The 21,647-nt window shown below is 39.4% G+C and carries 22 protein-coding genes; 12 read left to right on the forward strand and 10 right to left on the reverse strand.

From position 1 onward, the window contains the following. Positions 1 to 6: 6 nt before the first annotated feature. The 4 genes from aceE to ampD all read right to left on the reverse strand — a co-directional run bounded on the left by aceE (position 7) and on the right by ampD (position 5,328). Entirely contained in the window at positions 7 to 2,673 is a 2,667-nt protein-coding gene (gene aceE, locus AC27JL_RS11875; RefSeq protein WP_487195693.1) for a pyruvate dehydrogenase (acetyl-transferring), homodimeric type, read from the reverse strand. Positions 2,674 to 2,763: 90 nt separating this feature from the next. Then, positions 2,764 to 3,513 (reverse strand): pyruvate dehydrogenase complex transcriptional repressor PdhR, encoded by a 750-nt coding sequence (gene pdhR / locus AC27JL_RS11880; RefSeq protein WP_006794551.1) that lies wholly within the window; start codon positions 3,511 to 3,513, stop codon positions 2,764 to 2,766. 395 nt (positions 3,514 to 3,908) lie between these two features. Then, positions 3,909 to 4,760 (reverse strand): beta-lactamase regulator AmpE, encoded by an 852-nt coding sequence (ampE, locus tag AC27JL_RS11885; protein WP_243531715.1) that lies wholly within the window; start codon positions 4,758 to 4,760, stop codon positions 3,909 to 3,911. 13 nt (positions 4,761 to 4,773) lie between these two features. Next, complete coding sequence (gene ampD / locus AC27JL_RS11890) at positions 4,774 to 5,328, reverse strand: 1,6-anhydro-N-acetylmuramyl-L-alanine amidase AmpD (protein ID WP_305400991.1); 555 nt, start codon at positions 5,326 to 5,328, stop codon at positions 4,774 to 4,776. 216 nt (positions 5,329 to 5,544) lie between these two features. Here ampD and nadC point away from each other — a divergent pair, with 216 nt between their 5' ends. From nadC to yacG, 8 genes are all read left to right on the forward strand, one after another. Beyond that, the gene (gene nadC / locus AC27JL_RS11895) at positions 5,545 to 6,390 is read left to right on the forward strand and encodes a carboxylating nicotinate-nucleotide diphosphorylase (RefSeq protein ID WP_487195694.1); all 846 of its coding nucleotides are present in this window, start codon (positions 5,545 to 5,547) and stop codon (positions 6,388 to 6,390) included. Positions 6,391 to 6,915: 525 nt separating this feature from the next. Next, the gene (locus AC27JL_RS11900) at positions 6,916 to 7,335 is read left to right on the forward strand and encodes a pilin (RefSeq protein WP_010556624.1); all 420 of its coding nucleotides are present in this window, start codon (positions 6,916 to 6,918) and stop codon (positions 7,333 to 7,335) included. Positions 7,336 to 7,364: 29 nt separating this feature from the next. Beyond that, positions 7,365 to 8,738, forward strand: a complete 1,374-nt coding sequence (locus AC27JL_RS11905) for an O-antigen ligase family protein (RefSeq protein ID WP_487195695.1) — start codon at positions 7,365 to 7,367, stop codon at positions 8,736 to 8,738. Between the two features lie 88 nt (positions 8,739 to 8,826). Beyond that, positions 8,827 to 10,056, forward strand: coding sequence for a type II secretion system F family protein (locus AC27JL_RS11910; RefSeq protein ID WP_487195696.1), 1,230 nt, complete (start codon positions 8,827 to 8,829; stop codon positions 10,054 to 10,056). Positions 10,057 to 10,201: 145 nt separating this feature from the next. Then, complete coding sequence (locus tag AC27JL_RS11915) at positions 10,202 to 11,092, forward strand: prepilin peptidase (protein WP_487195697.1); 891 nt, start codon at positions 10,202 to 10,204, stop codon at positions 11,090 to 11,092. A 17-nt stretch (positions 11,093 to 11,109) separates the two neighbouring features. Further along, the gene (gene coaE / locus AC27JL_RS11920; protein WP_487195698.1) at positions 11,110 to 11,742 is read left to right on the forward strand and encodes a dephospho-CoA kinase; all 633 of its coding nucleotides are present in this window, start codon (positions 11,110 to 11,112) and stop codon (positions 11,740 to 11,742) included. Positions 11,743 to 11,874: 132 nt separating this feature from the next. Next, on the forward strand, positions 11,875 to 13,551 hold the full coding sequence (pilB, locus tag AC27JL_RS11925; protein ID WP_487195699.1) for a type IV-A pilus assembly ATPase PilB: 1,677 nt from the start codon (positions 11,875 to 11,877) through the stop codon (positions 13,549 to 13,551). A gap of 67 nt (positions 13,552 to 13,618) precedes the next feature. Next, positions 13,619 to 13,849, forward strand: a complete 231-nt coding sequence (yacG, locus tag AC27JL_RS11930) for a DNA gyrase inhibitor YacG (protein WP_006794561.1) — start codon at positions 13,619 to 13,621, stop codon at positions 13,847 to 13,849. A gap of 81 nt (positions 13,850 to 13,930) precedes the next feature. Here the strand turns inward: yacG and AC27JL_RS11935 are convergent, their stop codons facing one another. Next, on the reverse strand, positions 13,931 to 14,422 hold the full coding sequence (locus tag AC27JL_RS11935; RefSeq protein WP_039038007.1) for a Spy/CpxP family protein refolding chaperone: 492 nt from the start codon (positions 14,420 to 14,422) through the stop codon (positions 13,931 to 13,933). Between the two features lie 183 nt (positions 14,423 to 14,605). On the opposite strand from AC27JL_RS11935, the gene AC27JL_RS11940 reads away from it, so the two are divergent. From AC27JL_RS11940 to AC27JL_RS11950, 3 genes are read left to right on the forward strand one after another with little or no spacing between them, the layout of a single operon-like run. After that, positions 14,606 to 15,295 carry a response regulator gene (locus tag AC27JL_RS11940; RefSeq protein WP_203985199.1) on the forward strand — a complete coding sequence of 230 codons (690 nt, stop codon included), beginning with the start codon at positions 14,606 to 14,608 and terminating at the stop codon, positions 15,293 to 15,295. After that, positions 15,273 to 16,688, forward strand: a complete 1,416-nt coding sequence (locus AC27JL_RS11945; RefSeq protein WP_487195700.1) for an ATP-binding protein — start codon at positions 15,273 to 15,275, stop codon at positions 16,686 to 16,688. The genes AC27JL_RS11940 and AC27JL_RS11945 overlap by 23 nt, the downstream gene beginning before the upstream one ends. Positions 16,689 to 16,691: 3 nt before the next feature. Beyond that, positions 16,692 to 17,639: an alpha/beta fold hydrolase gene (locus tag AC27JL_RS11950; RefSeq protein ID WP_487195701.1), complete on the forward strand. Its 948-nt coding sequence runs from the start codon at positions 16,692 to 16,694 to the stop codon at positions 17,637 to 17,639. Here the strand turns inward: AC27JL_RS11950 and AC27JL_RS11955 are convergent. Then, entirely contained in the window at positions 17,599 to 18,516 is a 918-nt protein-coding gene (locus AC27JL_RS11955) for a cation diffusion facilitator family transporter (protein WP_006794818.1), read from the reverse strand. The genes AC27JL_RS11950 and AC27JL_RS11955 overlap by 41 nt on opposite strands. A 104-nt stretch (positions 18,517 to 18,620) precedes the next feature. Here AC27JL_RS11955 and trmL point away from each other — a divergent pair, with 104 nt between their 5' ends. Beyond that, entirely contained in the window at positions 18,621 to 19,085 is a 465-nt protein-coding gene (gene trmL, locus AC27JL_RS11960; protein WP_008128796.1) for a tRNA (uridine(34)/cytosine(34)/5-carboxymethylaminomethyluridine(34)-2'-O)-methyltransferase TrmL, read from the forward strand. A 73-nt stretch (positions 19,086 to 19,158) separates the two neighbouring features. Here trmL and gpsA read toward each other — a convergent pair whose 3' ends face one another. Genes gpsA through AC27JL_RS11980 form a run of 4 tightly spaced genes read right to left on the reverse strand, consistent with a single transcriptional unit; the run spans position 19,159 to position 21,414 of the window. After that, positions 19,159 to 20,166, reverse strand: a complete 1,008-nt coding sequence (gene gpsA / locus AC27JL_RS11965; RefSeq protein ID WP_039038003.1) for an NAD(P)H-dependent glycerol-3-phosphate dehydrogenase — start codon at positions 20,164 to 20,166, stop codon at positions 19,159 to 19,161. A gap of 3 nt (positions 20,167 to 20,169) precedes the next feature. Then, complete coding sequence (gene secB / locus AC27JL_RS11970; RefSeq protein WP_006794821.1) at positions 20,170 to 20,658, reverse strand: protein-export chaperone SecB; 489 nt, start codon at positions 20,656 to 20,658, stop codon at positions 20,170 to 20,172. A 34-nt stretch (positions 20,659 to 20,692) separates the two neighbouring features. After that, positions 20,693 to 20,950 (reverse strand): glutaredoxin 3, encoded by a 258-nt coding sequence (gene grxC, locus AC27JL_RS11975; RefSeq protein WP_006794822.1) that lies wholly within the window; start codon positions 20,948 to 20,950, stop codon positions 20,693 to 20,695. A gap of 32 nt (positions 20,951 to 20,982) precedes the next feature. Continuing rightward, positions 20,983 to 21,414: a rhodanese-like domain-containing protein gene (locus AC27JL_RS11980; protein WP_006794823.1), complete on the reverse strand. Its 432-nt coding sequence runs from the start codon at positions 21,412 to 21,414 to the stop codon at positions 20,983 to 20,985. Positions 21,415 to 21,647 lie beyond the last annotated feature (233 nt).

Below are 21,647 nucleotides of genomic sequence, written 5' to 3' on the forward strand. Positions count from 1 at the left end.
AACCTCTTATGCGTACAGTGGGTTTAGTTTATTTGTGTCGATGTCGAATTTCTTAATCGCGTCAACAACAACAGACTTTTCAACTTCACCGCGTTTAGCAAGTTCAGATAACGTAGCAACAACCACGTAGCTTGCGTTAACTTCAAAATGACGACGTAAGTTTTCACGGCTATCAGAACGACCGTAACCATCTGTACCTAACACTTTATAGTTGTTGCTAGGGATAAATGAACGCGCTTGTTCTGCGTAGTTTTTCATGTAATCGGTAGCGGCAACGGTTACTGAGTCGTTTAATACGCTCGTAATGTAAGCTGTTTTTTGCTCGCTTTCAGGGTTAAGCATGTTGAAGCGCTCAACATCTTGACCATCACGCGTAAGCTCATTGAATGACGTTACAGAGTAAACGTCTGATGCAATGCCGTAATCATCACTTAAAATTGCAGCCGCTTTACGCACTTCAGTCATGATAGTACCTGAGCTTAATAACTGTACGTTGGCTTTTTTGCCTTCGTAGCTTTCAAGCTTATAAATACCTTTACGAATACCTTCTTCAGCGCCTTCTGGCATAGCTGGCTGATGATAGTTTTCGTTCATTAGCGTTAGGTAGTAGTAAATATTTTCTTGGTCGTCACCATACATACGACGAATACCATCTTGTACAATTACGGCTACTTCAAATGCGTAAGTCGGGTCGTAAGAAATACAGTTAGGAACCGTGTTTGCAAGAATATGGCTGTGGCCATCTTCGTGCTGTAGACCTTCACCATTTAGCGTAGTACGACCAGCCGTAGCACCTAACAAGAAACCACGTGCTTGTTGGTCTCCCGCCATCCATGCCATGTCACCAACACGTTGGAAACCAAACATAGAGTAGTAAATGTAGAATGGGATCATTGGTAAATCATTCGTGCTGTATGATGTTGCAGCAGCAACCCATGACGACATTGCACCTAACTCGTTAATACCTTCTTGAAGTACTTGCCCTGATGTAGCTTCTTTATAGTAAGAAACAATATCACGGTCTTGAGGGGTGTAGTTTTGGCCATGTGGGTTGTAAATACCGATTTGGCGGAATAAACCTTCCATACCAAAGGTACGCGCTTCATCGGCAATAATTGGTACAATGTTTTTACCAATGCCTTTGTCTTTTAATAAAATATTAAGAGCACGAACAAAGCCCATTGTGGTTGAAATATCACGTTTTTGCTCTTCAAGTAGTGGCTTAAATGCTGAAACTTCTGGCAACTGTAATTTTTCAGAAAACTTAGCTATACGTGTTGGTGTATAACCTTCTAAGTCTTTACGACGAGCGTGTAAGTACTTGTACTCTTCAGAGCTTTCATCAAGCTCTAAGTAAGGTAAGTCTTTAATTGCTTCTTCAGAGACTAAGTCTTGTAGGCCTAAACGGTCACGTAGGTGTTCAACATGGCTCATGTCCATTTTTTTCACTTGGTGCGCAATGTTTTTACCTTCAGCTGCTTCACCCATACCGTAACCTTTTACAGTTTTAGCAAGTATCACAGTAGGACGGTCGTTAGTTTGCTCGGCCTTTTTAAATGCAGCATAAAGTTTTGATGGTTCATGACCACCACGCTTAAGCGCAAAAATTTCGTCATCCGTCATATCAGCAACAAGGGCTGCTGTTTCTGGGTAACGACCAAAGAAATGCTCACGAACGTACGCGCCATCTTTTGCTTTATATGTTTGGTAATCACCGTCAATTGTTTCGTTCATCAATTGTAGTAATTTACCTGTTGTATCTTTAGCTAGCAGAATATCCCAACCGCTTCCCCATACAACTTTAATTACGTTCCAACCTGCGCCTTTAAATAGGCCTTCAAGTTCTTGAATAATTTTGCCATTACCCATTACTGGGCCATCTAGACGCTGTAAGTTACAGTTAATTAAGTAACATAGGTTGTCTAGCTTTTCACGTGCAGCAAAAGAGATTGCGCCGCGTGATTCTGGCTCATCCATTTCACCATCACCTAAAAACGCGTATACACGTTGGTTTTTAGTGTCTTTTAAGCCACGGCCGTCTAGGTATTTTAAGAAACGCGCTTGGTAAATAGATGCAATTGGACCTAAACCCATTGATACTGTAGGGAACTGCCAAAATTCAGGCATTAATTTAGGGTGTGGGTACGACGGTAAACCTTTACCATCAACTTCTTGGCGGAAGTTATCTAGTTGAGCTGCGCTTAAACGGCCTTCAACAAATGCACGCGCGTAAATACCCGGAGAAATATGACCTTGGTAATAAACTAAGTCACCACCGTCTACCTCGTTTGGCGCTTTAAAAAAGTGGTTAAAACACACTTCATAAAATGCTGCTGACGATTGGTAAGACGCCATATGGCCGCCTAAGTCGAGATCTTTTTTAGATGCACGCAGAACGATCATAATCGCGTTCCAACGAATAATTGAACGAATACGGCGTTCAAGGTTCACATCACCTGGATAAGCAGGTTCTTGATCTACAGGAATAGTATTAACGTAGTTCGTGGTAATACCCGTTGGCATATCAACGCCGTCTAAGCGGGCTTGCTCTAATACTTGCTCAAGTAAGTACTGAGCTCGTTCAACACCTTCTTCGCGCACAACTGATTCAAGAGCTTGTAACCACTCTTGTGTTTCTAGCGCGTCTACGTCAATTTTATTGACTTCAGACATATGGAGGTTTCCTTATGTTTAAAATACGAATGTTGTTAATTTAATACAACTGATACTTAAGTTAGTGTGTTCAAGTAATAGAGTATTAGCTTAATTTTGTTTTGTGCGTCTTAAACTACGTTCAATTCGCGAATATTCTTTGCCCGCTTCAAGTAATGCTTCTTCAATAAACGCTAAATGCGCATTACTTGCTAAACGAGCTTGTTCTGGATTGCCGTCAATAACCGCATCCATTAACAAACGCCTGTGCTCGGCTAACTGACTGCTAATATCAGGTTTTTCTAATAAAACCGTTAAATTTTGCAATACGTTTTGCTCAAGCAACGCCTGCATACCTCTCACCAAGTGCAATAACACAACATTATGTGAGGCCTCAGCCACACTAAAATGAAAGGCATTAATTGCTTTTGCTTTTTGCTGTAGGTCATCATGCGAAAGCGCAATTTTATCAAAGCTTTGTTTTACTTTAGTAAAATCGTTACTTGTACCTCGCAGTGCTGCATAGTAAGCAGCAATACCTTCTAAAGCATGACGAAATTCGAGCAAATCAAATTGTGACTCAGGGTGTTTACTTATCAGTTCAAACAACGGATCAGTTAACCCTTCTTCAAGCTGATTTTTTACAAACGTACCACCGCCTTGACGACGCGTAACTAGCCCTTTTGCTTCTAGCTTTTGAATGGCCTCGCGCAGCGAAGGACGAGACACTTCAAACTGTTTTGCTAGTTCACGCTCTGGAGGCAGCTTTTCTCCTGGTGCTAACGATCCCTCAAGAATCATATTCTCAAGTTGCTGTAAAATAACATCAGATAGTTTTGCTGCTTTAATCTTTAAAGACATGAATCAACGTCCGCGTTGTATAAATACCAAGCCCTAAAACTGGAGCTTAAAGTTATAAGATTTACCCAAAAGGTAAATTGGTCATACCAAGAATTTGCAATACGTTATCAAAAACCCATATAGCTGTCAATTTACAGGTTACTCGTACGGGGATATTAGCGTAACGCATTTTTAACGAAGATCAAACAATACACAATATAGCTTAGTTTTGAGAGGCTAGTAAGCTGGTCATTCAAATGGTCTGACCAGATAGATTTAGAGTTTTAACTCTATTTTAAAGGAGGAGTTAATCGCTATGTTTAAAGTGTTTTAAATAGGCAAGGAGGCCAAAAGCAAAGCACTTTAGCGTAAATAAGTGCTTTGCCTTTAAATAGGCTGTAAAAATAAATAAGGTGTTAAGACAAACCGCCAAACAAAGTAAGTAATGCAATTAAAACTAAATAAAATAGTACATTACGCTTAACTAACTTAATCATACACGTTGCCTCGTAAGTGCAACCGTAATAACGCTTTTCTACTTGCTCTGCTGCAAGCGCAGTATAAGTGACGACCTTTCGGTTAGGGCTTGAAAAATCAAGCGCGTAATGTAACCAGCAGCTCGTTCCTTTATTAAAGTTACCAATTACTAAGTAACCAAAACTCGCTATACGTGCGGGTAACCAATCTAACCAAAACAGTAATTTATGTATTAACTTAAAATGTTTAGCAAATATCACTTTGTGGTTGTCTCGCACTAAATCGGCAAAGGTACGTACAAGAGCATATAAAACAGCCCCCGGCGCACCTAAAACAACAAACCAAAAAATAACTGCACAGTAAAACCTAAAATTTACCCAAGCAAGTGTTTGCCCAAAGGTTTCACCGCCTTTTTGATCTTCAGTACGTTTTTGCCCCATTTGCAATGCATATAAAGACGCCGCGGTACCATCATCGCGTGTAAGTGCGTTTAAATATGCTTTATATAAAGCACGTTGCTTTGCACAACCAAAGCAAACAAGTAAAACAGCAATATTAATGGCCAACTCCCACAAAACAAATTCCGACAAATTGTAAATACACGCCATAGCAACTACAGGTAAAAATAGCCAAATTAAAAAACCAATTGCCGAACTAAATAAACCGTTACTGGCAAGTAAGCGGTTGGAGCGTTTTAAATAGCCATTAGCGTAATAGCTTATTTGCCAATAGTTAGCTCGCGCCCCTAAACGCTCTAAAATTAACGCTAAAATAATAGAAACTAAAATCATGATAGTGACTCTCTCAACTTGGTTGCTCAAGCATATTTAAAAATAATGGCCAGTTAAAACTAATGCCGGGGTCTGTTTTGCGACCGGGTGCAATATCGCAGTGCCCCACAATACGCGAAGAGGTAATTTTGGGGTAGCGCTGAATTATAGATTTACTTAAATTACATAACGAGGCGTACTGAGCGCGAGTATAAGCAGCTGTATCGGTGCCTTCAAGCTCAATACCAATACTGTAATTATTGCACGCAGTTTGTCCTTCATATTCAGATACGCCCGCATGCCAAGCACGCTTGTTAAATGGCACGTATTGAATAACCTCACCAGTGCGTTTAATAAAGCAATGAGCTGATACGCGCAGCCCTTTTAAATCACTAAAACTTGTATGGGCATTGCAATCAATGCACCCCATAAATAAATCATCCACAAAGGGTGTGCCAAACTGCCCTGCGGGGAGTGAAATATTATGAATGACCAACAAGGTAATATCTGTGTGTTCTGGGCGCTCATCATAGTGCGTGCATGCGCGCTGTTGCGCCGTTAACAACACTCCATTTAAATCTATTGCCATCACATTTATACCAAACTATTCATAACCTTGATGCTAAAGGATTTATAAAAATAATGATAGTAACCAAGCCTCATCTAGGTAGGTAGGGAATTATAAGCTGCTTATATTTTAGTATTAAAGCTCTCAGCTATGCTCTAATAATTAAAAGCGCTTCTATTCATTATTTAAACATAGTAAAATTTTCTTTAATTTATTAATGCTTATGAGCTTTTAGCCATGTCTATTTCGCACACTTTACTTAGTCAACTTGTTACCCTTGCGCTCGACGAAGACTTAAACTACCAAACCGCAGCCGATGGAGATATTACCGCTCAGCTTATCCCACAAAACGAGCAAGCAAGTGCCAAAGTGATAACCCGTGAAGACTGCATATTTTGTGGTAAAGACATCATTATTGAAGTGTTCAAGCAAGTAGACCCAACAGTACAAGTGTCAGTACTTGTTAGCGATGGTGACGTTGTCACTGCCAACAGCCCCCTGTTTACAGCAAAAGGGTCCGCCCGCGCAATTTTAACCGCAGAGCGCACCGCGCTTAACTTTGTACAAACGCTTTCTGGTACAGCAACAACCACAGCGCATTATGTAAAAGAGCTTAGTGGTACAACTACACAATTACTCGATACCCGCAAAACGATTCCAGGACTAAGAGCCTTACAAAAATATGCAGTAAAATGCGGCGGTGGCGCAAACCACCGTATTGGGTTGTTTGATGCGTTTTTAATAAAAGAAAACCACATAGCAGCCTGCGGAGGTATTGAAAAAGCCGTTGCTCAGGCAAAACTAAACCACCCAAGCAAACCGGTTGAAGTTGAAGTTGAATCGCTACAAGAGCTAAAACAAGCCATAGAAGCAGGCGCCGATATAATCATGCTTGATAACTTTAGCGTTGAACAAATTAAGCAAGCCGTAGTCTTAACTAACAAGCGCGCTAAATTAGAAGTGTCTGGCAATATGACCCTAGAAACACTCAAAACGTATTCTCAAGCCGGAGTTGACTTTATATCTAGTGGCGCATTAACAAAAAACTTACAATCAATCGATTTGTCGATGCGTTTTGAATGATGTATGGCCAAAGTAATAATTTAGTTCTACATTTAATAAATGCTAAAGCGTTGACAAGTTAAAACAAAAGTAATTTAATAGTTAAAAATAACTAATTGTAACAATTTGTTAAATTAATTAGCTGTTTTAGGAAAAGTAGCGTGCTAACAACTAAAATAAAATGATACACTTGTATTGTTTTATTATAAAAGCTCGTCATAAATAATTAGATGCTTGTTTTTAAGCTCATCCTAACAAGCAATCCAAGTTACTTATGACTACACTTTCTATTAGCTGCTGTTAGCACTTATTTTCAACCAGCTAATAAATAGCAAGTGATGTACAAAATATAATGAATTCACACCTAGCTTTTGTGTTTCATACCCTAAAGCTAAAGTGCAAATATAGCGCTAACTCTGCAGCAAAATGTGGATAGCGCAAAAGTTTATTTTAAGCAAAACTGTAAAGTAAATCAGTTAAATTATGTTCGGCATTTTGCCAATTAAGTGATTTAACTTACACAATCTATCCTTTAGGAGAGGAAACATGAAAACAATGACTCAAAAACAACAGGGTTTCACCCTAATTGAATTAATGATTGTAGTAGCAATCATCGGTATTCTTGCAGCAGTAGCGTTACCTGCTTATTCGAATTACCAAGCATCATCAAAATTGACTGCTGCTTTGGCTGAAATCTCAGCTGGTAGAACAGGCTTTGAAGTTGCTGCAAATGCAGGAGAAACTCCAGATAGAGCTGCAGCAGGGCTGCAAGCAAGTACTGCAAATTGTAACATAACAGTAACTTCAACAGAAATTGAGTGTGCAGTAGTTAATGCACCAACCCAAATAGGTACTAGTGCAAAAATCACTTGGACAAGAAGTGCTACTGGTGCTTGGTCATGTGCAACAACTGGCATAACAGCCGCAAATAAAGACCTAGCTCCTAAGAGCTGTCCACAATCTTAATTATTTGCTGACTAACAAAAAGCGCCTGAATGGCGCTTTTTAAGTTATCCGAAAAAATTATGGCTAAAACTAATACTGTAAAATTTTTAATAATTAGTTTATTTTTGTTAAATACATTAACACCATTAATTCCAACTATCTCTTACGATTACCACAATCATCAACGTATCATACAAATAGCTTTCTTACTCAGCCTTTGCACTTTGTTGCTTACAGTTTTATTGAAGCACAAAAAACCTACATACACAGTTTTATTTGATAAAAAAAGCGCAATGTTTTTCCTAGCTTTTATTCTCAGCGGTTTCTTGTCATCTATAGCTAGTCAGGAAAAAAGCTTCAGTTTACTTTACACATTTCACATCAGCCTGCTTTTTGGGGCAATGTTTTATATAAGTACTATAAATGATAAAAAATCTGTGTTGCTCATTATTTATACCTTATTAATAGCGCACACAAGTTTAGTTTTGGTTTGCATACTCAATATAATTTTTACACTAGCAGAACAGCAACATTTAAACCCCTATATAATCTACTCTGGCTTTATTAACATTCGCTTCTTTAATCAGGTACAGGTTTTTATTCTTCCCTTTTTAATATTACTGCTAAAACTAAAAAACATTCAACGCATTGTATTTATTGCATTATTTTTTAACCTATTACTAATTTTTATTGGTCAAGCCCGAGGGGCGCTACTCTCATTTTTTATTTTTTCAGTATTTGCTCTCACATTAAAAACAACCCTAAAAAAGCAAATTTTAACCGGGCTAGTTTGCCTTGCACTTAGCTGTATCACTTTTTATATTCTAGATTCACTGAATAAAGGTGGTGCGGATATACTTCGCACATCTTCCTCAGGCCGTGTTGATTTATGGTTAAATACACTTTCAAACTTATCATGGAAACATTTTTTGATTGGTAGTGGCCCTGGTGTATTTGAAATGTCTCTCGGGAGTTCAGCACCGTTTAGTCACCCCCACAACTCATTGATAGAAGTTTTAAATGAGTGGGGAGGAATAGCCCTTATTTGTATTTTAATCGTAATTTTTAATACATTTAGGAAATCTATAATACATCTAAAAAATCATAAAAAAGATATAATTACGGAAAGTATTTTTTACTCTTTTGCTATAGGTATTACTTATTCACTATTCTCTGGTGTACATGTGATGCCGGTTTCTCAAACCTTGTTGTTTATAATGTGGGGCTTACTTATTGGCAGGCTTAATAAAAACAAGTACAAACATATTCCTATAAATGTATACGCTAAGTTATTTTTGGCGTGTGTATTCATCCTCGCTTGGTTTTTATACTTACAAAAAGCAATAGAAATTTATAATAATATCGATCCTGATAATGGCTATATTTACGGGCCAAGGTTTTGGTCCATTGGTCAACGTGCCTGATAAACAGTATATTTCTACCAAGAATCATTCGATTAAGTTATGCTAGACAAAGAATTCTTTAATAATATTAATTCAGCTGGATCATCTCATGGCAAAAAAACAACAAGATAAAGGCCTCGATACATTTCAGTGGGTCGGTGTAAGTGCCCGAGGGAAAAAACTTGAAGGAGAGCTTACAGGGAATAGCATTGCACTTGTTAAAGCTCAGCTAAGAAAGCAAGGCATTACACCTTCAAAAGTAAAGCGTAAGCCAAAACCTTTATTTGGCATTCAAAGTGTTCAAAAAATCACCCCTAAAGATATATCGCTTGTTACACGCCAAATCGCCACCATGCTTATGGCGGGTGTACCTCTTATACAAGCCATTGAAATGATAGGCACGGGCTCAACTAATAAAAGCGTGGGTAAACTAATGGAAACCATTGGCGATGAAGTAAAGGCAGGTCAGCCTTTATCGCAAGCGCTAAGAAAACACCCTCGTTATTTTGATGACTTATATTGCGATTTAGTCGCATCGGGCGAGCAATCAGGTGCGCTTGATAAAATATTTGATCGTGTTGCATTGTACAAAGAAAAATCGGAAGCGCTTAAATCAAAAATAAAAAAAGCAATGTTTTACCCAATATCTGTATTAGTGATAGCAGGTATTGTAACTTCTATTTTGCTAATCTTCGTAGTGCCACAATTTCAGGATATATTCTCAGGCTTTGGCGCTGAACTCCCAGCATTTACTTTATTTGTAATCGGGATATCTGAGTTTATGCAAGCGTATTGGTGGATGATTTTAATTGCAATTGTTGGCTTTGGTTATGCGTTTAAAGAAGCCAAACTCAGAAGCTTAAAACTCAGAGATGCAACCGATAGAGCCATTTTAAAGCTCCCTGTGATTGGAATGATTTTAAATAAAGCAGCTGTTGCACGCTATGCCCGAACACTTTCCACCACTTTTGCAGCCGGTGTACCACTTGTTGATGCGCTTGACTCTGCTGCAGGTGCTTCGGGTAACGCTGTTTACCGTTATGCTATTTTAGATATAAAAGCTGAGGTTAGCTCGGGTAATCAAATGAACTGGGCGATGCGTAACTCTAAAATATTCCCTGATATGGTTATTCAAATGGTAGCCATTGGTGAAGAGTCTGGCTCGTTAGATGGCATGCTGGCAAAAGTAGCGACTATTTACGAGCAAGAGGTTGATGATGCCGTCGATGGCCTTTCAAGCCTGTTAGAACCACTTATTATGGCGGTACTTGGTGTGCTCGTAGGCGGCTTAATTGTTGCCATGTACTTACCTATTTTCCAATTAGGTTCTGTCATTTAATTAATAAAAAATTTTACAGAAATTAAAGAGCGTCTTATTTTTATAGTTGGCGGTTTAGTCTTCTCATTTGCTCTCTTTAGTTTCTCTTTGTGATTATTATTTCACTTAATTTTTAGACTTTTTTTAGACTAGTTTTCGGGTATATATGCAAAGTATTATTGAAGTAATGCAAAGCCAACTGTGGTTTTATTTAACTACCGTTGGCTTAGTTAGTTTATGTGTGGGTAGTTTTTTAAACGTAGTTATTTACCGTTTGCCGCTTATGATGCAGCGAGAGTGGCAAAGCGAGTGTAGGCTACTACTAGAAGATGAAGTAACAAACAAACCTACACAAGCCAATACCAGTGAGCCTTTTAACTTAGTAAAACCCAACTCTACCTGCCCTAAATGTAAAACGGCCATTAAGCCTTGGCAAAATATTCCTATCATTAGCTGGTTAATACTTAAGGGTAAATGCGCAAGTTGTAGTAACCCTATCTCTATTCGTTACCCCGCTATTGAGGCCATTACCGCTCTATTAAGCTTAGTGGTTGCTTATACCTTTGGCGCAACAGAACAAGCATTATTATACATAGTGATCACGTGGGCACTCGTGGCACTAACCTTTATTGATATAGACCACATGTTACTACCGGATCAGCTCACTTTACCGCTTGTTTGGCTGGCACTTATTGCTGCCGTTGCCGGAATTACAATTACACCAAGTGATGCCATTATGGGGGCAGCCTTTGGTTATTTAAGCTTATGGAGTGTTTTTTGGTTATTTAAATTGCTAACAGGCAAAGAAGGCATGGGCTATGGCGACTTTAAACTGTTAGCGTTATTTGGTGCTCTGCTAGGCTGGCAATCGTTACTCACTATAATACTGCTTTCAAGTGTTGTTGGCGCCATTATTGGTATCGCTTTATTAAGTATTCAAGGTAAAGATAAGGCAACGCCCATTCCATTTGGTCCTTACTTAGCAATAGCCGGGTGGATCACGTTACTGTGGGGTAACCACTTACAAAGCGTGTATTTTAATTTAATTGGGTACTAACTTGAGTGCTGACTAAAATGAGTGACACCATACATAAAACATCACCTTGGGTTCTTGGCTTAACAGGCGGTATAGGCTGTGGCAAAACAGCTGTAAGTAATATGCTTGAGCAGCTTGGCATTACAATAGTTGACGCCGACATTATTGCGCGCCAAGTCGTAAAGCCTAAAAGCGATGGTTTAAATGCCATTGTAAGAAAATTTGGGCATAGCATTTTATTGAGCGATGGCACACTAAACAGAAGCGCTTTACGTGAACGCATTTTTACTAATAGTGCCGACAAAGAGTGGCTAAATAATTTATTGCATCCACTCATTAGAAACAAAATACATAACGACCTTACTGCCGCAAAAAGTCCATATGTAGTACTTGTAGCACCACTTTTGTTTGAAAACAGCCTAGATAAACTGTGTAATCGAACGCTGCTGATTGATATACCTCAAAGTGTACAAATAGAGCGCACAGCTTCGCGTGATAATGTAAGTGTTGAGCAAGTAAAAGCGATTATTGCAGCGCAAATGTCACGCGAAGATAAACAAAAAAAAGCAGATGATATTTTAAATAACGACCGTGCAATTAGCGACGTTAACCACGACTTATTAACGCTGCATAAACGTTATCTGCAGATGGCACAAATGCAAGCAACTTAAATTGTAAAACCGAGTCAAAACAAACTAATTTCCTATATTAATTAATAAATTTAGCCTAGATTGTGAAGAGTAATGTAATCCCCTTCTTTTTTCTGATAAATTACTCTCTCTGAAGGATTAAAAAGGTGCGCAATGAATATTAACTCACCGTTATTAAGAAAGTTTCTTACGCTTGGGCGTATTGATGCCGATACGGTAAAAGCAAAGCAGCAAGAGTTTGCCTCAACCGCTGAACTGATTTCTAAATGCGGAAAAATAGACAGTAAAGAGTTAGCAGAGCAATGTATTGATTTGTTTCGTGTTCCCTATTTTGATTTAAAAGACTTTGATCCTGCGTCTATTCCTGCCGATCTTGTAAAAGAAAAACTGATCCGCAAACACCATATTTTACCCTTGGTACAAAAAGGCCGAAAAGTGTATGTGGCAGCCTCTGATCCAACCGATTACGGCGCCTTCGAAAACTTTGAATTTAGTACCGGCCTTTCATGCGAAATAGTCGTCGTTGATTACATTCAGCTCGATAATAAAATTGAGCAATTGCTAGATGCAACCGGCAGCCTAAATTTAAGCGATGATGAGTTTAAAGAATTTGCCGACCTAGACACAGAAAGCCAAAAAGAATCTGCACCTCAAGATGACGACAAAGACGATGCCCCAATTATTGTGTACATTAATAAAATTTTAATGGACGCGATAAAAAAAGGCGCATCGGATCTACATTTTGAACCTTACGAGCATAAGTACCGAATTCGTTTTCGTATTGATGGTATCTTGCACGAAGTGGCAAGCCCGCCTAATACATTAGCAACCAAGCTTTCTGCTCGTATTAAAGTAATGTCGCGACTTGATATTGCCGAAAAGCGTAAACCACAAGATGGCCGAATTAAATTAAAAATTACTGAACGAAAAAGTATCGATTTTCGTGTCAGTACGATGCCGACCCTTTGGGGCGAAAAAATAGTAATGCGTATTCTTGATTCATCAAGCGCTATGCTAGGCATTGATGTACTTGGTTACGAAGAAGAGCAGAAAAAGTTATACATGGATGCGCTTGGTCAACCACAAGGTATGATACTCGTTACAGGTCCTACCGGGTCAGGTAAAACGGTATCGCTTTATACGGGTTTAAACATATTAAACCAACCTGAGCGAAACATTAGTACCGCAGAGGATCCGGTTGAGATAAACCTTGAAGGGATAAACCAAGTACAAATTAACCCTAAAGCCGATATGACTTTTGCTAATGCATTGCGTGCGTTTTTACGTCAAGATCCCGATGTGGTTATGGTAGGTGAAATACGTGACCTTGAAACCGCAGAAATTTCAATAAAAGCGGCGCAAACGGGTCACTTGGTTTTATCTACATTACATACCAATTCAGCGCCAGAAACCATTACCCGACTATTAAATATGGGCGTACCCGCCTATAACGTAGCCAGCTCAATTAGTTTAATTATTGCACAGCGACTAGCACGCCGTTTATGCCCTAAATGTAAAACGCCAGAGCAATTGCCAAGCGAAGAGCTCTCTCGCCAAGGATTTAGCACAGCGCAAATTGAAGATATGACTCTATATGCACCTAAAGGGTGTGATGGCTGTACCGATGGTTACAAAGGCCGTGTAGGTATTTACGAAGTTATGCAAATCACACCAGAAATTGCACAAATAATCATGCGCGGCGGTAACTCACTAGAAATCGCTGAGGTATCATTAAAAGCCGGTTTTAATAATTTACGCCTATCGGGTTTACGTAAAGCCGCTGATGGTTTAACGTCACTTGCTGAAATAAACCGCGTAACTAATATGTAAAACTATTTAGCGCTTTGCTTACTTTAAATCCAGTAAGCGCTAATGAGTAATCTGTTGAGAGTAAAACATGCCTACTGTTGTAAATTGTCCAACCTGTAAAACAAATGTTGAGTGGTCTGAGCAAAGTCCTCACCGCCCATTTTGTTCTAAGCGTTGCCAACTCATTGATCTGGGTGAGTGGTCGTTTGAAAATAATAAAATTTCAGCGCCAATCACATCGGCTGATCAAATAAACCAAGACATGATTGAAGACATAGAAGCCATGATGGCTAAAAATGAAGATGACTTTTTTAAGTAATGTCATCTAGTTATTATATAAACAAAAGCCAGCTAAATGCTGGCTTTTTAGTACTCACTTAAAAGTTAACCTTAGGGTCAGTTAGCTTTTTTGCTTACGCTGCTTTTTACTTTTACGCTTTTGAATTTTAGCAAACTTTTCTTTTTGCTCTGCGTTAAGCAACTGCATTACTTGATGCTGCGTTTTTAGCTTAATTAAGGCAAACTCTTCACCTTTACTTTGGCGCTCACTTAAAAGCTCTTTTGCTGCATTTTCGTCAAATGTTGCTGCTGATAGTAGTACGTCCATTTTTGCTTTGTGCGCTTCACGCATTGCTTTACGTGCTTCTTTATCGTCGCCTCGTAAGGCTTTCATTTGTGTTTTTTGTGCTTCAAAAATAGCTTTTAGCTTAGTTTGCTGATCTTGCGTTAAATCAAGTTTTTCGGCGCCGCGTTCAGAAAGTAAAAAACGCGCTGAAGAATGCCCTTGTCGATCATGCATACCGCCTTTAGCTAGTACGCTACCTGCACCAAGTGTGGCTGTTGCTAAGCCACAAATAAGTACTAATTTTGAAAGTGTATTTACTTTAGTCATAATCATCACCTTAACTGTTGGGTTGGTTGTGGTTGGCTGTCGTGTAATTGCCTAGCCAGTGAGTTAACTATAACTAACTCAACGCAAAGTAACGCAAAGCAGTGTAAAGGTTGTGTAAAGATTCACTTTTGAGCAATTAAGGGCGTAAAATAAAGAAATGAAATATTGCCTAAGGGTTTGTAAATGAAACTATTAATGATTGACGACGATACGGGTCTTTGTGAGTTACTCAGCGAATACCTTTCAAGCCAAGGGTTTGAAATACAAAGCGTACACGACGGCGAACAAGGCCTAAAGTTAGCACAGGCAAATGACTACGCATTAATATTGCTTGATGTCATGCTACCTACGCTAGATGGCTTTGAAGTTCTAAAACAACTTAGGCAAACCAAACTCACCCCAGTTATTATGCTTACAGCTAAAGGTGAAGACTTTGATCGTATTTTTGGATTAGAGCTCGGTGCGGATGATTACATACCAAAACCATTTAATCACAGAGAGTTACTTGCCCGCGTAAAAGCGATTACACGTCGTATAGAGCATATAAACAGCTTAAATATCAACACAACTAATAAGCTGCTTGTAAATGGTGTAACTATTAACCTTGCAGCACGAGAAGCCTCTATTGATGAGAATACTCTCACGCTTACTGGCACAGAGTACGAAATACTTGCGCTTTTATGTAAAAACGCCAGCCAAGTTGTTAGTAAAGAGCAAATTAGTGAAGAAGTGCTAGGCAGGCGTTTAGCATCGTTCGACCGCTCTATTGATATGCATGTAAGTAATATCCGAAAAAAAATAGCAGAGCACATTAAAACAGAACGAATTAAAACAATGCGAGGCAGCGGTTATGTTTTCATCCAAGGTGAATAAATCAGGCGCTTTATCTTGGCTTAAGCACCCTAGGCATTATTTATTTTTTAAAATATTTGTTTGGTTTTGGCTAACCATTATTGGCACTGTTACTGCGCTTGTTTTTTTAAGTAATATCAGCGTACTGAACTTAGTAAGTAATGAACCCTTACATGGCCCGATGGAAAAAAACCTAGCTTATACCGCAAGAAGTATTGAGCGCTCTGCATATAAGCATAAGCGTTCGCTTGAGAGTATTCTTTCGCATCCACGCTTATCTAAACGTAAGCTTTTATATTTAAGCGCTGAGCAATCAGATATTTCTTTTACTAATAAAGAAACACCTATAAACATAGACCTAAGCCTTCTTAATTTTACCAAAAACATGCCACCGCAAATTGTTTTCACTGAGCAATATCAAGCCTTTGGGCCAGTTCAATTAACCGTCCCCGAAGGAGTATTTTATTTATATGAAATAGACATAAACAATCAGCCACCTCTGTTTATACGCTTAAAACTAATGCCCGGCTGGATCAAAGTATCTATTGCAATTATTGCCTCTTTAATTTTGAGCTTTTTGTTTAGTCGTAACTTAATTGCACCAATTAACAGCCTTAAAAAAGCAGCTATAAAACTATCTTCTGGCGATTTAAGCGCACGTGCTGCTATTTCAACTAATAGAAAAGATGAGCTAGGGGTACTTGGTCGAGACTTTAACAGTATGGCAAACCAGCTAGAACTATTAATAAGCTCACAAAAACGCTTGCTTGCTGACATATCCCATGAGCTACGTTCGCCACTTACCCGCTTAAAAATGGCAACAGGTCTTGCGCAAATGCAAGCAAATGAAGCAAGTCAGTCTTATTTGTTACGAATAGAAAAAGAGGCTAATCAACTCGATAAAATGATTGCTGATGTACTTCAAGTGTCTCGCTTAGAAGCAAAAAGCCAAACCCTTGCAATGCAAAAACAATCACTAAACGTTATTGTTGAACATGTTTTAAACGATGCAAAATTTGAAGCAAAACAATATGATAAGCAGTTAACAATAACAGGCGATGCAAGCGTAAACATTAGCTGCGATGAAGCCCTGATTGCCAGCGCGCTTGAAAACCTACTTCGTAATGCCATTAAATATGCAAATAACACAATAAGTATAAAACTATCGCATGCTGATACCGTGCATATTGAAATATGTGATGATGGCCCTGGCGTGCCAATTAACCAGCTTGATAAGCTATGTGAGCCTTTTTTTAGGCAGTCTGATGCAAGAGACAGAGTCAGTGGTGGAACCGGTTTAGGCTTAGCTATCGCAAAAAATGCAATTACAGCTCATAATGGCACCTTAGTTTTATCGAACAAAGATCAGGGCGGCTTGTGTGCTAATATCACACTGCCAATAATCAAAGAGTAAACCATGTTTTATAGTAGTGAGCGCAAGCTTAAAGGTAACCAATCAGCCATTAATGATTTTTATCAAAACACATTAGTTAAAGCGTATTTAAATACGCCTAATGGGCAGTTATTTTACGCGCATGCCCAGCCAGATAAAGCTCATGTTGCCATAGTTATTAGCTCAGGTAGAATCGAAGGGCTCGATAAATACAAAGAGTTGTTATGGGAACTTTATACTAATAATTTTGCTGTTTTTATTGTTGATCACCAAGGACAGGGCCGCTCTTACCGCTATTTAAAAAATAAACATAAGGGTTACGTAAATAATTTTGGTGACTACAGTGCCGACCTTAATTTATTTAACACCCAAATAGTCGACACCGTTTGGCAAGGTAAAAAGCTATTAGTGAGCCACTCGATGGGAGGTGCTATTGCATTTGATTATTTGGCAAACTATGAGCATAGTTTTAGCGGTGCGTTTTTATCAGCCCCAATGTTCGATATACACACCAAAGGTATTCCAAAGCCTTTAGCCCGAATAATTGCAAGTAATGCCGTACGTCTTGGTTTTCAATTTAGCTATGCCCTTGGACAAACCGACTACACCCCAGAAGAGTTCCCTTTAAACGTATTAACAAGTTGCGAATTACGCTACAGCCTATTTAGGCAAACATATAATGAGGAGCCTTTACTACAACTTGGCGGGGTTACTTATGGGTGGCTAAATTCAACCTTTACTTTTTTATCATCAATAGATGAGCTTACTGTTGATATTCCACTTTACATTGCAAGCGCAAAAAACGATGTAGTTGTCGATAATGAAGCGCACTATAGACTAGCTAATAAGTACGCAAATATTACCCTAGAAAGCTTTGTTGACGCCAAGCACGAACTATTCTTTGAATGTGATGATGTACGCCAGCCAGTACTTAAGAGTCTGTATAAGTTTTGTGAGTCGGTGACGGCTTAGTTAAAACAGAAAGCGGGTCGAGGTGGATTAGTATATCAACCTCAGATTCAAAACGAGCACCAATCATCGCTTCAACCTCATCAGCCACAGTATGGGCTCGTATTAGACTTAAATGGTCGTCAAGCTCTAAATGCATTTGAATAAACTTAATTTTCCCCCCCTGGCGAGTACGGATCCCGTGTACGCCATGCACATCGCTGTGCTCTTTAGCAATATCAAAAATGCTTTGCTTTTCATCGTCTGGGAGTTCTTTATCCATTAAATGATCGGCACTATCTCTTGCAATATCCCAACTGTTATAAAGTAAGTAACCTGCTACCCCTATTGCAAAAATAGGATCGGCATACATCATTCCGTAATAAGATAGAGCAATCGCAATTAAAACAGCAGCGTTTAAAATCAAATCACCTTTGTAATGCACCGAATCTGCTTTTATAGCAATCGATTCGGTATGCTTAATAACCTTAGTTTGTACAAAAACAATGACCAGAGTACATGCAATTGCAAAAGCACTTACCCATACACCTAATAATGAATGTGTAAGCTCTATAGGGTTAAATAAGCGCTCAACACCATGAAATGCCAGTAAACAGCCCGAGCCTGCAATAAATGCAGCTTGCCCAAGCCCTGCTAATGCCTCGGCTTTACCATGACCAAACCGATGATCATCATCAGCTGGGCGCAGTGCGTAACCTAAAACTAAAAAACTCATAAATGTAGCGGTAATGTCCATTAATGAGTCTGTTAAGGAGCCAAGCATTGAAGCAGAGCCTGAAGCAAGCCAGGCCCACGCCTTTGCCGCAATCATTAAACTCACCATTACCATAGTAATAATACTAGAAGCTTTAACCCAAAATTCGTAACTGCGGTTATGCACAATTTCATCCGCTAAAAAGAGTATTCAATACCTTGAGTATATCATTTTTTTTAAGGGTTTCGTGTATACTGCTTTCGTCAAATACCATTATTAAAAGGCTAATTATGCTGGATATTGTTTTATACCAACCTGAAATTCCACCAAACACAGGGAATATTATCCGCCTTTGTGCAAATACCGGCTTTTCGCTGCACTTAATTGAGCCTTTAGGGTTTGAGTGGGACGACAAACGTGTAAAGCGTGCAGGCCTTGATTACCATGAATTCAGCCATGTTCAGCGTCATGCGTCATTTGAAGCGTATCTTGAAAAATGTAAACCGAAAAAAGTGTATGCATGTACAACCAAAGGCAGCCAATTTCATCATGAAGCATGTTACGAACCCGGAGACTGTCTAGTATTTGGTCCAGAAACACGCGGGCTACCCGATGAGATGATTCAAGCTCTACCAAACGAGCAGCGCGTGCGTATCCCAATGCAACCAAATAGCCGAAGCATGAACCTATCAAACGCAGTCGCTGTATTTGTTTACGAATCATGGCGACAGCTGGGCTTTCCGAACGCGCAGTAATACGCGTATTATTAAAGCTTACAAAAAACCGACATGATGTCGGTTTTTTTAGCTTTTATCACAGTAGTAAATGCTATTCTGATCGTTGCTCTCTGCCTAACAATGCCATGGCAGCAGCTTTCATATCTTTATTTTCATAAAGTACTTTGTAAATCTGTTCTGTGATAGGCATTTCAACGCCTGCACGCTGGGCAAGTAAATACACTTCTTTGGTGTTTCTAAAGCCCTCTACTACTTGGCCTATCGACTCAATTGCAGCTTCAACACTTTCACCTTTACCCAGTGCTAAACCAAAACGACGATTGCGTGACTGGTTATCGGTACAGGTTAAAATTAAATCGCCAAGGCCTGCCATTCCCATAAAGGTTTCTGGCTTTGCGCCTAGAGCGCAACCTAACCGAGTCAGCTCTGCAAGACCTCGTGTGATCAAGGCTGTGCGAGCATTGGCTCCAAAACCTACACCATCAGAAATACCCGCGCCAATAGCAATTACGTTTTTAACCGCACCACCTAGCTGTATGCCAATAAAGTCGTCATTGTTATACACACGAAATGAACGACCACAATGCAGTAAATCAGCCAATTGTTGTGCAAACTCAGGTGAGGTAGACGAAACAGAAATAGCTGTTGGTGAACCCATTGCCATTTCTTTCGCAAATGTAGGACCCGAAAGCACCGCAAGTGCGATTTCATCACCCAGCTCTTGCTGTGCAACTTCTTGTAATAAACGCCCCGTATTTGGCTCAAGGCCTTTAGTCGCCCACGCGACTTTAGCATCGATTTGCAATGCAGGTTTTATTTGCGCAAGTGTGTCGCCAAATGCATGGCTTGGCACAACAACAAGCACAATAGCGCTACATGCAACGGCACGTTGTAAATCGGCTTCTAGTACTAGAGTGTCTGGGAAGGGTGCATCTGGTAAGTAACGTTGATTTTTCCGCTCAGCTGCAAGCGTAGCAACGTCGTCGCTATTGCGTCCCCAAAGCGTCACTTTATGACCATTTCGGGCTAAACAAATAGCAAGGGCGGTGCCATAAGACCCCGCCCCCAATACAGTAACAGCTGAAGTTGCTGTACTCATAAGTTATGCGTCTGCTGTAACCTGGTCAGCTTGCGCAGTACGTTGTTGCATATACTGTGCAAACAATGCGTCAAAGTTTACTGGCGCAAGGTTTAACTGTGGGAAAGTGCCACGGTTAACTAGGTTAGATACCGCTTCACGTGCATATGGGAACAATACGTTAGGACAAAATGCACCTAGCATATGAGCAAGCTGTACTTCTTCAACCTCAGCAATAGTAAAAATACCCGCTTGTTGAATTTCACATAAAAACGCAGTTTCTTCGCCAATTGATGCTGTCACAGTTAATGCTAAAACAACTTCAAATACACCTTCGTCTAACTTGTTAGAGCGAGTATCTAGGTCTAGCTTAACTTCTGGCGTCCATTCTTTTTGAAAAATTGCCGGAGAGTTTGGCGTTTCAAACGACACGTCTTTAGTGTAAATGCGTTGAATAGTAAATTGTGCGCCTGCGTCTTGTGCCGCTGCTGCGTTTTGAGTTTCTTCGTTCATTGTTATTCCTAACTTGTTCGTTATTATAATTAAATTAAGCGTTAAGCTTAGCGTCAAGTTTACCTTGAGCCTCAATAGCCATCATGTCGTCACAGCCACCGATATGTTCATCATTAATAAAAATTTGCGGTACAGTGCTTGCGCCACCGGCTTTAGTAATCATTTCATCGCGAAGTTCAGGTTGTACACCAATATCAAAATTAGTGAATTCAACGCCTTTGCTTTTTAAAAGCGCCATAGCGCGCTGACAAAATGGACAATATGCCTTGGTGTATAAAACAACGTTACTCATAATAAATCCTCTATCGGTTTAGCTAAACGAGATTAGCGACCTGTTATCGTTGGTAAGCTAGCAGATTGCCATGCACCCATTCCGCCCGCTAATACATAAACCTGTTCAAAACCAGCTTTATGCATTGCTGTGGCCGTGCCTTGGGCTGTCATACCTGTAGTACATACCAATATAATGGGTTTAGTCTTGTACTTTTCAAGGCCTGAAAAGTCAGATTTTTTTGCATTTTCAGGGCTTAAGTGTTCAGCCCCCGAAATACGGCCAGACGTAAACTCTTTTTGTGCGCGCATATCAACTACTTGACCATCTTCACGGTTAATAAGTAGCGTTAGTTGCTGAGGGTTTATTTGACGAATAGCTGAAAATTTACTTTTTATCCAACCACTGACAATAAGAAAAACAATACCAACCCAAGCAAGGCTTAAAATAGGGTGATTGCTTATAAATTCAATATATTGATCCATTCGACTTCCACTATAAATTACATCCTAAAACGCAATGTTTTAGACATTTTAGACTTTAGCCACGCAAGTATACCCAAACCAACTTAAAATGCGAGTTTACACAGAGTTTAAAAGTACGAAAAACGCCCCATATTAAGGTTATTAACCGCACATCAGCATCAATACAATATTCAATTAAGTGAAAAAAATTAATATGCTGTTTTGTATGCTGATTCAAGTAACAAAACACGGTA

Source organism: Pseudoalteromonas sp. 4NS20-0020 (assembly GCF_057554385.1).

What these genes read in the sequence shown, in the direction of transcription:
- aceE (WP_487195693.1), bottom strand. Translation starts at nt 2,673, where the DNA reads ATGTCTGAAGTCAATAAAATTGACGTAGACGCGCTAGAAACACAAGAG.
- pdhR (WP_006794551.1), bottom strand. Translation starts at nt 3,513, where the DNA reads ATGTCTTTAAAGATTAAAGCAGCAAAACTATCTGATGTTATTTTACAG.
- ampE (WP_243531715.1), bottom strand. Translation starts at nt 4,760, where the DNA reads ATGATTTTAGTTTCTATTATTTTAGCGTTAATTTTAGAGCGTTTAGGG.
- ampD (WP_305400991.1), bottom strand. Translation starts at nt 5,328, where the DNA reads ATGGCAATAGATTTAAATGGAGTGTTGTTAACGGCGCAACAGCGCGCA.
- nadC (WP_487195694.1), top strand. Translation starts at nt 5,545, where the DNA reads ATGTCTATTTCGCACACTTTACTTAGTCAACTTGTTACCCTTGCGCTC.
- AC27JL_RS11900 (WP_010556624.1), top strand. Translation starts at nt 6,916, where the DNA reads ATGAAAACAATGACTCAAAAACAACAGGGTTTCACCCTAATTGAATTA.
- AC27JL_RS11905 (WP_487195695.1), top strand. Translation starts at nt 7,365, where the DNA reads ATGGCGCTTTTTAAGTTATCCGAAAAAATTATGGCTAAAACTAATACT.
- AC27JL_RS11910 (WP_487195696.1), top strand. Translation starts at nt 8,827, where the DNA reads ATGGCAAAAAAACAACAAGATAAAGGCCTCGATACATTTCAGTGGGTC.
- AC27JL_RS11915 (WP_487195697.1), top strand. Translation starts at nt 10,202, where the DNA reads ATGCAAAGTATTATTGAAGTAATGCAAAGCCAACTGTGGTTTTATTTA.
- coaE (WP_487195698.1), top strand. Translation starts at nt 11,110, where the DNA reads ATGAGTGACACCATACATAAAACATCACCTTGGGTTCTTGGCTTAACA.
- pilB (WP_487195699.1), top strand. Translation starts at nt 11,875, where the DNA reads ATGAATATTAACTCACCGTTATTAAGAAAGTTTCTTACGCTTGGGCGT.
- yacG (WP_006794561.1), top strand. Translation starts at nt 13,619, where the DNA reads ATGCCTACTGTTGTAAATTGTCCAACCTGTAAAACAAATGTTGAGTGG.
- AC27JL_RS11935 (WP_039038007.1), bottom strand. Translation starts at nt 14,422, where the DNA reads ATGACTAAAGTAAATACACTTTCAAAATTAGTACTTATTTGTGGCTTA.
- AC27JL_RS11940 (WP_203985199.1), top strand. Translation starts at nt 14,606, where the DNA reads ATGAAACTATTAATGATTGACGACGATACGGGTCTTTGTGAGTTACTC.
- AC27JL_RS11945 (WP_487195700.1), top strand. Translation starts at nt 15,273, where the DNA reads ATGTTTTCATCCAAGGTGAATAAATCAGGCGCTTTATCTTGGCTTAAG.
- AC27JL_RS11950 (WP_487195701.1), top strand. Translation starts at nt 16,692, where the DNA reads ATGTTTTATAGTAGTGAGCGCAAGCTTAAAGGTAACCAATCAGCCATT.
- trmL (WP_008128796.1), top strand. Translation starts at nt 18,621, where the DNA reads ATGCTGGATATTGTTTTATACCAACCTGAAATTCCACCAAACACAGGG.
- gpsA (WP_039038003.1), bottom strand. Translation starts at nt 20,166, where the DNA reads ATGAGTACAGCAACTTCAGCTGTTACTGTATTGGGGGCGGGGTCTTAT.
- secB (WP_006794821.1), bottom strand. Translation starts at nt 20,658, where the DNA reads ATGAACGAAGAAACTCAAAACGCAGCAGCGGCACAAGACGCAGGCGCA.
- grxC (WP_006794822.1), bottom strand. Translation starts at nt 20,950, where the DNA reads ATGAGTAACGTTGTTTTATACACCAAGGCATATTGTCCATTTTGTCAG.
- AC27JL_RS11980 (WP_006794823.1), bottom strand. Translation starts at nt 21,414, where the DNA reads ATGGATCAATATATTGAATTTATAAGCAATCACCCTATTTTAAGCCTT.